The 12,934-nt window shown below is 39.9% G+C and carries 8 protein-coding genes; 5 read left to right on the top strand and 3 right to left on the bottom strand.

Annotated elements, in window-relative coordinates:
• Positions 1 to 119: 119 nt before the first annotated feature.
• A complete protein-coding gene (locus CDC33_RS00425) occupies positions 120 to 1,292 on the bottom strand; it encodes a homospermidine biosynthesis protein (protein WP_109006801.1) in 1,173 nt (390 codons plus the stop codon).
• Positions 1,293 to 1,534: 242 nt separating this feature from the next.
• Here CDC33_RS00425 and CDC33_RS00420 point away from each other — a divergent pair, with 242 nt between their 5' ends.
• Positions 1,535 to 2,419: a ParA family protein gene (locus CDC33_RS00420; protein WP_109012384.1), complete on the top strand. Its 885-nt coding sequence runs from the start codon at positions 1,535 to 1,537 to the stop codon at positions 2,417 to 2,419.
• 223 nt (positions 2,420 to 2,642) lie between these two features.
• Complete coding sequence (locus CDC33_RS00415; RefSeq protein ID WP_109006800.1) at positions 2,643 to 6,023, top strand: EAL domain-containing protein; 3,381 nt, start codon at positions 2,643 to 2,645, stop codon at positions 6,021 to 6,023.
• A gap of 146 nt (positions 6,024 to 6,169) precedes the next feature.
• Here the strand turns inward: CDC33_RS00415 and CDC33_RS00410 are convergent, their stop codons facing one another.
• Both CDC33_RS00410 and ileS read right to left on the bottom strand, forming a co-directional pair.
• Positions 6,170 to 7,321 (bottom strand): histidine decarboxylase, encoded by a 1,152-nt coding sequence (locus CDC33_RS00410; protein ID WP_109006799.1) that lies wholly within the window; start codon positions 7,319 to 7,321, stop codon positions 6,170 to 6,172.
• 542 nt (positions 7,322 to 7,863) lie between these two features.
• A complete protein-coding gene (gene ileS, locus CDC33_RS00405) occupies positions 7,864 to 10,770 on the bottom strand; it encodes an isoleucine--tRNA ligase (RefSeq protein ID WP_109006798.1) in 2,907 nt (968 codons plus the stop codon).
• Positions 10,771 to 10,822: 52 nt separating this feature from the next.
• Between ileS and CDC33_RS38150 the strand changes: the two genes are divergently transcribed.
• The 3 genes from CDC33_RS38150 to CDC33_RS40075 all read left to right on the top strand — a co-directional run bounded on the left by CDC33_RS38150 (position 10,823) and on the right by CDC33_RS40075 (position 12,884).
• Complete coding sequence (locus tag CDC33_RS38150; RefSeq protein WP_181373845.1) at positions 10,823 to 10,969, top strand: hypothetical protein; 147 nt, start codon at positions 10,823 to 10,825, stop codon at positions 10,967 to 10,969.
• Between the two features lie 197 nt (positions 10,970 to 11,166).
• Positions 11,167 to 12,213 carry a J domain-containing protein gene (locus CDC33_RS00400; RefSeq protein WP_109006797.1) on the top strand — a complete coding sequence of 349 codons (1,047 nt, stop codon included), beginning with the start codon at positions 11,167 to 11,169 and terminating at the stop codon, positions 12,211 to 12,213.
• Between the two features lie 74 nt (positions 12,214 to 12,287).
• Positions 12,288 to 12,884 (top strand): hypothetical protein, encoded by a 597-nt coding sequence (locus CDC33_RS40075; protein ID WP_244919091.1) that lies wholly within the window; start codon positions 12,288 to 12,290, stop codon positions 12,882 to 12,884.
• Positions 12,885 to 12,934 lie beyond the last annotated feature (50 nt).

The following is a 12,934-nucleotide window of genomic DNA, read 5'->3' as shown; positions in this document are numbered from 1 at the left end:
TCTCACCTCTTGTCCCCTTGTCCCCTTGTCTCCCCTGCCTCCCCTGCCTCCCCTGCTTCCCCTGCTCCCCCTGCCCCCCTACTCCCCTGCCTCCCCTGCCTCCCCTGCCTCCCCACTCCCTAAGTATTCGGAATCAACCGCCCACAAGGATAAGTCGCTGTTTGCTTTTGGGCACTTTCAGCCACTGCTGTTGGAATTTGATCCGATGATTGGGTTTTGGCTGCTAGATAGTCTTTTTGCAGTTTATCCAAAATGGCTTCTCGCTTGTCGTATACACGCTTTAGTGGACGAGGCTCGCATTTGTTCAAGACGTATGCTGTCACCAATGGTAGAGCGATCGTACTATCGGTATAACAAACAATAGTGTTAGGTAACTCTTCCGGGTCAATCTTACCCCAACTGACAGCTTCCGATGGGGTTGCTCCAGACAAACCGCCTGTATCAGGACGCGCATCGGTAAACTGCACAAAGTAATCGTGTCCTCGTTCTTCTAGCCCCAATACTTCGTGAAGTTGCGGTTGGGTTTGGAGCAAAAAGTTTTTGGGACTACCGCCACCAAGAATTACAGCCGCACTTTTACCTCCAGATTCACGGGCATTATATGCGATCGCAGCCGTTTCATTTACGTCAATTGATGGATCTAACACCAATTGCGAACCTTCCAGAGCCAAAGCCGCCACATTCATTCCAATTGAACTATCTCCTGGAGAAGACGTATATATAGGCACGCCATACTCATAAGCTGTAGCAAGCAAACACGAATGTTGTACACCCAACTGCTTTTCTACTTCCCGAACATATTTACCTAATAAATGGTGAAACTCAGCAGTTCCCATCCGCTTCTGAAACGCTTCCCCTTGCAAAATCTTGCGGATGAACGCATCAGTTTCCAGCAGCACATCGTAACCAAAGATAATGTCATAAATGCGAATAGTGCCTTCCTGGCGCAGTTTCACATCATCCAAAAACGGATTACCAGCAAAAAGTTCAAAACCTAAACCGTAGTGCATATCGTGGTAAAGATTTGCACCAGTGCTAATCATCCAGTCAATAAAGCCGTTGCGAATTAAGGGTGCAAGTGCTGAAACCCCGAATCCTGCTGGCGTCATCGCACCGGAAAGGCTAACTCCCACTGTCACACCTTCCGTTAGCACATCACGACTCAATAGTTGGCAGATTTCCCGCAACCGCGCTGAGTTGTAAGCGGTAAAGTATTGATCAATCAAATCCACCACATTGATATCATTTGATATAGGTGTAGGTGCGATTTTTTGACCCAGCTGTTTAGACATTTTGGCACTCCCGAACAGTAAACACGCCGAATCTAATAGTATCTAGCTTTCAACCAAAGTGACAGCAATTTTACTAGTACAGCACCGCGTAAATCCACTCATGGTACGAACAAAAGGTCATTTCTCCCTGCCCTCTGCCTCTTCATTGAGATTCTGAAAATATTAAATTTAATGAAAGATTTAATAGATCGAGACAGGTATACGCTACCTACATGGGAATGCGTCAACAGAGGACTCAACAAATGGGATATATAATTGCTACTGCAAATATGAAAGGTGGCGTTGGTAAAACCACCCTCACTGTCAACTTAGCTACCTGTTTAGCTAAAAATCATGGTAAACGGGTGCTTGTCCTTGATTTAGACAGCCAAATTAGCGCCACACTCAGTTTGATGTCACCTTTAGATTTTGCCAAGCGTCGTAAACAAAGTAAGACATTTAGGTATCTGATCGATCAAGTTATCAATCCAGAACCAGAAGCAAAATTGACAATTAAAGATATCATTCAATCCCAGGTTTGTAATCTTCCCGGATTGGATTTATTACCAGGAGATATTGACTTATATGATGAATTTGTTGTCTCAGAAATGCTGCATCAGCAAGCAACTGCTTTGGGTGAACAAGACTTTGAAACAATTTGGAATCGCTTTGAGAGAGTCTTAATCAATAATATTTTAAAAACTGTACGTCAAGAATATGATTTTATTCTCTTGGATTGTGCGCCTGGATATAATTTATTGACTCGTAGCGCTTTAGCTGCAAGTGATTTTTACATACTTCCTGCTAAACCAGAACCTTTATCTGTAGTGGGTATTCAACTACTAGAAAGACGCATTGCCCAATTAAAAGACAGTCACGGAAATGAAACCAAAATAGATATCAAAATGCTGGGAATTGTATTTAGCATGTCTAGCGCTAACCTTCTCACTGGCAGATACTATAAACAAGTGATGCACCGCGTTGTTGAAGATTTCGGTGTAGAAAAAATTTGTAAGGTACAAATACCAGTTGATGTCAATGTTGCTAAGGCTGTTGATAGTTTTATGCCAGCTGTTTTAAATGCTCCTCAATCAGGTGGCTCAAAAGCGTTCTTTCAGTTAACTCAGGAGTTGTTGCAAAAGCTATAGCTATAGCTTCAGAACTGGTGATTTCAACGAAGAGGCAGGGGGAAGGGAGCAGGGCTGACCCCATAATAACCCTATCAAAGGCTGCACTCTGCCTTCTGCCTTCCTCGATAAATAGTGGTAATAATTAAGTAGTTTTTCCGATAAGTCCAGCGTTTATACTGAAGCTATCTACAGCAATATTCGGCTATTGACTGAAAAGGCCAGTAAATCTCCCTAAGAAACAATGCTTACTAAAAATTCTCTACAGGCAGAGAAGAACCAACGCTTGGTAATGCCTTTACCACGAACTCTGAGTTATCTCGAAACCTGGGGCTTTGGCTTAACGGGTCATGTGGGATGGATTGGTACTGCCCCCATTATTCATGCAGTCTTAGGGCCTAAAGCTATCTTAGTTTGGTTGTTTGGCACGATCATTTCCTTTTTACTCAACTTGCAAGTACAAAGTCTAGGTAGACATTGGCCAGATGTCGCTGGGGGAACACCAAACTATACTACCAGGCTACTAAAGAACTTTCCTAGCTTAGGTCGTTACGTAGCATTAGGATACTTTTTTAGCTGGGCAGCAGCACCAGCACTGTATGCGATTATTCTCACAGACCTAATTAAAGTCAATTTTGAAACATTAGGTATTTCTTGTCCAGAGACTTTTTTAAAAGTTCTTTTTACAGCAATTCCTTTTATTTTGGCTTTCAGTGGCACTCGTGCTTTAGCACTGCTGCATTTATTTTTTGTATTGCCAGCCATTTTATTACTACTTTTGTTTTGTTTTCAAGGCGTAGTATGGTCAGCCTTCTCAACTACTAGTTTTAAAGTTATCCTAACTAGCACAGATAGCCTGAGTTTTGAAGAATGGGCAAAGTGTTTTTTTCTGGCCAGCTATTCAATTTATGCTTGTGAAACCACTTCTTCTTTTGTTGCTGATAGCCGCCACCCATATAAAACTTTGCAGTTTTTAACCATAGCTGCTTGGCTAATTCCTGCGGTGTTTTTAGGTGCTTCTTGGGTATTAATGTGTTCGGCTCCAAATCCAACAATAGACAATGCGTTCTTAACTCTGGTAACAGCTTCTAAGCCTTTTTGGGGTGAATCTGCCTCTTTTATAGTCACACTTCTCATTACTATATCCTGTCTTTTAAGTGCTGCTACGGCAGTTTCCAACTCTCCTCGGATATTATATCAACTTGCTTTAGACGATCAGCTTTCTCCTATATTTACATTCGTTTCTCCCCAAGGTGTCCTTGGGCCTGCTATCTTAGTTACCTTTCTACTCAGTCTGCTTTGTCTAAATTTGGGAAATGTACCTCAACTTGTCACCGTAGCAGGCACATGTTATCTCGTGTCGATTATGGGTCTACATCTGGGATTATGGCTGTGTCGGGGCAAACCGCAGGTGTTATGGCCTTGGTGGTCACTTAGTTTTTTCTGTGTAGAAGCAGTAGTTCTAATAGTAGGAGGTTTAGCTTGGAATTGGAGATATTTTTTAGTGGGTTTATTATTACCCATTATTCTGATGATAGGAGATGTAGCGCTACGTCGCTTAAATTTAGAACCATTAGACCTGAAATGGTGGACACAGCATTACAACATTAGGTCTAGTAGAAACAACCAAGATTTTGTGGTACTACAGGTAATTGTCCTAGTATCATTAATTTGTATTACTGCTACTAGCAGTTGGCTTATCCGCGATTTATTAGACAAAAATTATCATAACATTCATAATTCTTTGCTAGCTATCCTGTTAGTAACACTTTCTGTTGCAGGGGTTGCGATCGCTTGCTGGACAACCTTACCACAAATTGTTGCTATTGATGATGCACGCAAACAAGCAAAGAGCCTATTTATTACTACTCTCGATACCATCCCTGATACTGTTTTAGTCTTAGATGAAAACGGTAAAATTTGTCAGACAAATGCTGCTGCTGAAGAATTATTTCAAACAACTATTCAGCAGCTAATTGGCAAAAAATTGAATCAACTCTTAGTTAGCTATTGCGGCAAACCAGAGCAATGGTCAATAAGAAGTGAGCAAACCTTAAAAATCAACCAAGGTCTACTAATTGTTGAATCGACTATTTCACAGCCATTTAATTCCCAGCTACGAGAGTATGTTGTTATTATCCGTGATATCACTAAGCGTAAGTTAGTAGAAAAAGAATTAGTTCAGTATCGTCATCAGCTTGAGCAGATGGTTCTAGAACGCACCGTTGAACTTATTAGAGTGAATCAACAACTTGAGCAAGACATTATCAAACGTCAACAAGCACAAGATCAATTACTGCACAATAGTCTTCATGACGGGCTAACAGGATTACCTAATCAACGGTTATTTTTGGAGCGAGTGCAGCAAGCAATAGAACGTAATCAAGAGCAAAATAAATATTTATTTGCCGTACTCTTCTTAGACTTAGACCGTTTTAAAGTTGTTAATGACAGCCTTGGACATCTATTAGGAAATAAACTTTTAATTGAAATTTCTCACCGATTAAAATCAGTTCTGCGAGTTGGAGACATAGTTGCCCGTTTCGGTGGGGATGAATTCACAATTTTAATTGAAGAAATTGAGGATATCAGCACTGCCATACAGGTAGCCGAGCGAATTAAAAAAGTGCTAGCTTTACCATTTCAATTAAATGAGCATAGAGTGTTTACTAATGCTAGTATTGGCATCGCTTTAAGTAGAGCAGATTATGAGCAAGCAGCGCAGATTCTCCGCGATGCCGATGTAGCAATGTACTGCGCCAAATCACTTGGTAAAGCACGCTATGAAGTCTTTGACGGAAAAATGCATGAGGGTGCATCTTTACTCTTGGAGTTAGAAACTGCTCTGCGAAATGCACTGCTCAAACCAGAAGAATTTTGCCTTGATTACCAGCCAATTATTTCACTGACAACTGGTAAAATTATTGGATTTGAGGCACTGATACGTTGGCATCATCCAGAACGAGGGCTTGTTTCTCCTCAAGATTTTATTCCCCTGGCAGAAGAAACTGGAATGATTGTTAGTATCGGGCAATGGGTGCTTTATGAAGCCTGTCATCAAATGCACAAATGGCATATACAATTTCCTAGCTCATTACCTTTGACAATGAGCGTTAATTTTTCTGGTAAACAAATCACCCAACCTGATGTGTTTAAACAAGTTAAACATATTTTAGACCAAACTGGACTGAACCCATGCACTTTGAAACTGGAGATTACTGAAACCTTGTTGATGGATAATTTTGAATTAGCTACCACCGTACTTTCCCAGTTAACAGCGATGAATGTCGAGTTGCACATGGATGATTTTGGTACTGGCTATTCATCTTTGAATTATCTGCACCGCCTACCAATCAAAACCCTTAAGATTGACCGTTCTTTTGTCAGTAATATAGGCAGTCGAGGAGAAAATTTAGAAATTATTCGAGCTATTGTGACATTAGCTCATAATTTAAATATGTCTGTAACAGCAGAAGGCATAGAAACTGTAGAGCAATTAGCACAACTGAAGGCTTTACAATGTGATTATGGACAAGGGTACTTTTTCTTACCAGCTATGGAAAGTGCAGAAGTAGAAACATTACTTGCTGCTAACTTGTGTAATAAAAACTTTTTAAAGAGATAAAACAGGAGTCAGAATTCAGAATACTATATCCATAAAAGGATAAAGTTTTAAGGCGAAAAATTTTAATGCTAGTTGCGCCTATTAGGGGCAAAAGTGCGTAGCGTCTCGTAGAGAAGTATGGTTTTAAAATCACTTCATAATCTACATTAGTGTAGTACTGGCTGTAGCTGGAAATCCTCGACGTTATCAAGTAATCCTTCTTCTTGCAAAAGTTCATTAATAAAAATATCGATTTTCTTCTGATTAATATTCTGCATAATTATAATATGTGCCCAATCTTCAAAAACTGCTAACTGCCACTTTTTAATTAACATTTGAGAAGGTTTTTGAAACACTAAGGTATTGGAAAAACTATTTAATATGCATGGATATTCTCTTATTTGAAGTTGTTGGAAAAGGTATTGAGCATTGTCAATACAAATATTTGCTTCTCTAGCTAATCCATCATAACCTCTTGTTTGCACTGCATACCAGAGAATTAGAGGAGTGTGACCATTTCTAGATCCCAGAATCGTTGTATCTGTTGAACCAATATATTCAATTGCTGTTTCAACTTTTTTTACCCATTTTTTCTTAGTTAAAACTACACCACAAGGTAACGGAGAACCAATAAATTTAGCAGAAATTGCTATACTATCTATGGGTTTTTGAAAATTAACTTGCGGTGCGCCATCTAAAAACGGTAATATTAATCCTGAAAGTGCAGCATCACAATGAATGTAATAATCTTTAATCTGATTGCGCTCTAAAATTTCTAGAACTTTGTCTAAGTTATCAATTGCACCTTTGACAGTAGTTCCAATATTTAAATTTATGATGACTGGATTACTACGATTGTCGCTAAGTAGTTGTTCAAAATGGTTATAATCCATTTCTCCATTAATTTGCGAATTAACAATATTATGTTGGATACGGAATAATTTAGCTGCTTTGGGAATTGAGTAATGAGAGTCTTGTGATGAGTAAAGAATGCCATTCGGGTAGATTTCTCTTGCTAAGAACATTCCATATAAATTACCTTCAGTTCCACCAGCAGTAACATAACCCCAAAACTGATCTTCTGGAATTTTATAGAGGTTAGCAAAAAAAGATAACACTTCTTGCTCAAACTTACGAGAATGAAGGCCAAAATCTGGTTCTATATAAGGATCTCCAGCATTATTTAATAGATATTTAAAAAAATGTGCGATCGCACTATAATCACAACTTAGATTATATGGATAACCTGCATGAAACTGCGATCGCTGTTCTATTTGCACCAAAAAATCTGCCAAGTCTTTAGTAACTTTATTTGACATATCTTTGTGTCTCTTAAATTTTGATTGGCTTAATAGATGTTTTAATCTAAGTTATACGTATTAATCCATACCTTTATGTTTTCTTAATAATCCATCTATTAGCCTCTTTTGTTGAGAAAAATCTAGTGAAAATACTGAGTCCTTTTCAGTAAGAATACCCAAATTTTTTGCTAAAAGGTCTATTACACGTAGAAATTACGTACCATAGCAAATAACCATAATGTGTATTACGCGTATCTATTTCAGGCGGTGACTGGAACCTGATTTAACCTGAATTTGACAGATTAGTGTCTATCTAATTAGCTGAATGAAAAGACTACTAAAGACCTCTTGCAAAAGTGTTTTTTGCACTCTTGGGGAAAAGGGTAATGGTTTTAGGGGAAGGGGACAATACAGAACTTTTCCCCTTCCCCTTTTCCCGACTTATGCAAGAAGTCTTAAGAGGTTTTACTAGCCAAAAAATTCCCTCTCCGAGTCAGAGAGGGAAAAATTTAAACCTTAGTTGAAGGTAGAAAGAGGTTTGTTGAACTTACGTATATTTACTAGAACTTTCCGGCTAAGGCTGCAACGCATCGTTCGCAAATTAAGGGATGTTCTACTGATTCTCCAACGTAGGTAGAGTAGTTCCAACAGCGAATACACTTCGTGTAGGCTTTGCCAACGCACTTTTCCCCGTCTGCTTTCACCACACCAATTCCCCAATCTTCCGTCTGCGCTGTATATTCTAATCCTTGCAAACCTTCAGCAGAATCTAATAATTCCACTTGAGAAGTCAGCAATAGATATCGCAGTTCGTCAATCCCGTTACCCTGAACCGGGTTAAAGGCTTTGATAGCATCGCCTAACTGTTTGTGAGGTATATGAATCAAAGCTTTCGCTTCCAGAGAGGAACCAATCATTTTTTCTATCCTGGCTTGTTCCAACACCTTGTTAACATCAGTGCGGAGTTGTCGCAGTGCTGACCAAAATTCTGCTAACTCTGGATTACGCCATTTTTCCTCTACTAGTACCCAACCAGCTTCAAATACCGATTTGTAAGGTGTTTTGTAGGGGAGATATTGCCAGATATCTTCGGCGGTGTGGGATAGTACTGGTGCGATCGCTCGTGCTAAATTATCTAAAGCTATCTTCAGCACCGTTTGACAACTGCGGCGGCGGAAAGCATCTTTTGCACTGATGTACAGCCTATCTTTGGCAACATCTAAATAAAAGTTGGATAAATCTACCACGCAGAAATTCTGCACTGTTTGGAAAAAGCGGAAGAATTGGAAATTTTCAAAGGCTTGAGTGACTTCCTCAAATACTTCGGTGATGCGGTGCAGCATATAACGGTCAAGTTCTGGCAATTCCTCAAAGGGAACTGTATCTTTTTCCGGGTCAAAATCATCTAAGCTACCCAACAAAAACCGCGCCGTATTGCGGATTTTGCCTCTGACATCATTCATCTGTTTGATGATGTTTTTACCAATGCGGACATCGCCGGAGTAGTCTACCGATGACACCCATAATCGCAATACATCTGCACCGTAAGCCGGTTCTACTTTTTGATTTTTTCCGCCTTCAATGATTGTATTTGGATCGATCGTATTTCCTTCTGACTTACTCATCTTTCGCCCTTGTTCGTCCAAAGCGAAGCCGTGAGTTAGCACAGTTTTGTAAGGTGCAATGTCATTTACCGCTACACTGGTGAGCAAACTTGACTGGAACCAGCCGCGATGTTGGTCAGAACCTTCCAAATATATATCAGCAGGGTAGCGTAACTCTGGACGCTGTTGGACGACAGCCGCCCAAGATGAACCAGAATCAAACCATACATCCATTGTGTCTGTACCTCTGCGGTAAGACTTGCCATTTTGACGATAAGATTCGGGTAATAACTCCTCCACTGAAAGTTCCCACCAAGCATCAGAACCTTTTTCTGCAATAATTCCTTGAACGTGGTTGATAATTTCCTCATTCAGCAGTACTTCCCCCGTAGCTTCATCGTAGAAAACGGGAATGGGTACACCCCAACTCCGTTGACGAGAGATACACCAATCGGAACGTTCCGCTACCATTGGCGTGATGCGATTTTCACCTTGGGCTGGAATCCATTTTACCGTGGCGATCGCCTTTAATGCTTCTTCTCTAAATCCTTCCACGGAAGCAAACCATTGTTCAGTGGCGCGGAAAATCGTCGGCTTCTTCGTCCGCCAATCATAAGGATACTTATGGGGATATGGTTCTTCCTTCAATAAAGAACCAGCCGCAGCCAGTGCATCAATCACCGCCTGATTCCCATCACCCAGCACATTCAACCCAGCAAATTCTCCCGCTTCTTCGGTAAAATTGCCATTGTCATCCACTGGTGCAAGGATGGGTAAACCGTAGCGTTGACCAACAATGTAGTCTTCTTGACCATGACCAGGGGCAGTATGTACCAGCCCAGTACCCGACTCAGTAGTAATGTAATCACCGCCCACAACAATCGGACTTTCCCGGTCATATAAAGGATGACGGTAAGTAGTATGTTCTAAATCATTCCCTTTGAAGGTGGCTTTTACAGTTAACTCAACTCCCAAGGTTGAAGATAAACGTTCTACTAAATCAGCAGCAACGATTAAGTATTTGAAATTATTTTGCGCCTCCCCTGCTGGGCGGGAAACTTCCACCACTGCATAATTCAAATCTGCATTCACCGCTACAGCCAAATTCCCCGGAATCGTCCAAGGTGTAGTTGTCCAAATAGCCACACCCAAATCTGACTGATATTCTGCCAACAGTGGTTTTATAGTTTCCGCCAAACTTGTGATTGCAAAAGCTGCATAGATACTGCGGGAAACGTGACCTTCTGGATATTCCAACTCAGCTTCAGCCAAAGCAGTTTTAGAACTGGGACTCCAGTGAACAGGCTTCAAACCGCGATAGATGTAGCCTTTTAAGAACATCTGACCAAACACGCCAATTTGAGCCGCTTCATATTCCGGCTTCAGAGTTAAATAAGGGTGGTTCCAATCACCCCAAATACCGTAGCGTTGAAAATTTTGGCGCTGGTCATTTACCGTAGTTAGAGCAAATTCTTCCGCTTTTTGGCGCAGTTGTAAAGATGTTAAGTTTTGCCGTTCTGCTGACTTCATGTTCTGCAAAACTTTTAACTCAATTGGCAAACCGTGACAATCCCAACCAGGGACGTAGCGAACTTTACGCCCTTTTAGCAGTTGGTAGCGATTAATAATATCTTTGAGAATTTTATTTAAGGCATGACCAATATGGAGTGAGCCATTAGCGTAGGGAGGCCCATCGTGCAGTATAAATAATTCGCCAGGGTTATTTTCGGAAAGGCGATCGTAAATTTTATTTTCTTCCCAAAATTTTTGGATTTCAGGCTCACGCTTGATGGCGTTTGCCCGCATATCAAAGTTAGTCTTGGGTAGGTTTACAGTATCTTTGTAACTTCCTGATTCGGTCACAGTCTCATGCCTAGAATTAGGTGTGCAGGTTTTATTAATTATAGAAGATGACATGGAAACCAAAATTTGGTATCTGAACGTGAGTTCGATAAACCTCTCCCTACCTTGGACGAAAGTTCAAGTCCGTCCCTCTCGGTTTTGCGTTTCTCCCACTGCTCCCTGTCCCCAGCAACAACTGCCTTATACCAATTCTCTATGAAGATGCATAGAATATTAAACGAACCGCCAAGTACGCCAAGAACGCCAAGAATAGAGAGTTACTTATTTAGTGCAGCTTCACATTAAATTGGTATTAAGCTGTCTCAAGAAAATTAAGCTCAGTAGATATTCATGTATCATTATTGAGGTGTCAATAGTCCTTAGAGTGTTTTACCTAGAATAAAGTATAAATCTTCTATGCCTCGAAAAAACCCTCCATCCCACTTAACGAAAGAAACTCCACTGGCTCTTTCCCAATTACATATCCGCTTACAATTTTTAGAAAAAGAACACCAATCGTTACTCAAACAGATTAAGAGAAAACGGACAGAACTGAATAACTTTGTTGAACAGACGCGAACTTTCGCAACAGAAATCTTTCATAAAGCCAGTCCCAGCTTCCAAAAAATGGCTGAGTTAGACCAAGATATTCATGCTCTATTTGATGAAATTTTCACTACCAGAAAGTTTGGTAAACAAACCCTCAAAAATATAGAGGCAGTTTACCTTAACCTCCAGTTGACGGGAATCATTAGTCTCAAACCGAATCGCAAACAATTCAATAAAGAGCTAGAGGAATTGTTTGACAATCCCGATACCGAATCAGATTTTTCCAGCGAAACTGCTGAAGGTCGCCATGAACATTGGCAAACAAAAGAATCTGTAGAATCTCAGTCTGTAGCTAGAACAGAAGATAAGAGAAAAATTCGGGAAATATTTCTGAGATTAGCTGAAATCTTTCACCCTGACAAGGTAAAAGACAGCGAGACACAGACATATTATACAGAAATCATGAAATCAATCAATCAAGCCTACCAAGAAGGTGATTTGGCAAGACTTTTAGAAATTGAGAGACTTCAGCAAGTTGGGGAAGTTATTGACAATAATAGCGAGGATGATTTAACTCGGAAATGTCGAACTCTTTCTGAACAAAACCAAATTCTCCTGACTCAATATGAAAACTTGAAACGGGAACTGCGTTTAGCAAAAAATACTCCAGAAGGAACGATGGTTTCTGATTCTCGTAAAGCTGCTAAGAAAGGTATTGACTCTATGGCTATTATGGTAGAAACTATAGACAATCAAATAAACGTTATTTCTCAGATTCGGGATTTTGTCAAGGACTTTAAAGAACAGAATATCACTATCAAAGAATTTCTTGCTGGCCCTCCAGATATGCACTCCGCAGACGAGGAAATTATGGAAGATATTTTGGAGCAGATGTTGTTAGAATTAATAAGATAGTAATTGATTATTCTTAACAAGTTTTGGCTAGATTTATAGCTTCTTTGATCAAATAAAAAGGATTTTACAGAACTATGCCAATTAAAAAACACATTGATCTGAATCTTGGAAGTTTCCTTAATCTCGCAGATAAAAAGATAGTTGTCAATTTGGCAAGTGAAGATATTTTAAATATAATCACGCAAGAATTAAAAACTCGTTACTCCCCAGAAACTCAAAAACTCTTACTTGAGGAGAGTTCCCAGTTATTACCCGATTTCGTCCTTCAAGAATTATTAAAGCGCCAAGAGCAGGTAGTAAACGTTAATCCAGATACCTTAATAGTGGTTAACTTAAGAATAGCAGGGGTAGAGGTTGATGATCTGGGATTTGATTTAAATGTTGAAGCATATTTTGTAATTGCAGATACATCAGGTCAAAATCATTTCCGAGCTAATAAGATAGTCCTTTGGTCGAATATATGGGGTGATGAAGAACTGCTTTTTGATTTAGAAGATGAACTAGGTGAGCAATTCTGGACAAATTATCAAATCCAGTTGCTTTTTGATGAAAAAGAGCAGCAAATAATTGAACTTGAAGTGTCACTTACAGATGATTATGCAGCAAGGTTAGAATTTGACCCATCACTGAAAAGATTTTCACCATCCATAGTTCCACCAGAATTTGCTTAGTAGAGTTTCTTTTTCTTTTGTAGCACTTTATTCCTGTCGGAAGTTTCTTA

This window comes from Nostoc commune NIES-4072 (assembly GCF_003113895.1).
Lineage (GTDB): Bacteria > Cyanobacteriota > Cyanobacteriia > Cyanobacteriales > Nostocaceae > Nostoc > Nostoc commune.
Note: the sequence above shows the minus strand (reverse complement) of the source record. Positions and strands in the feature narration are given on the sequence as shown.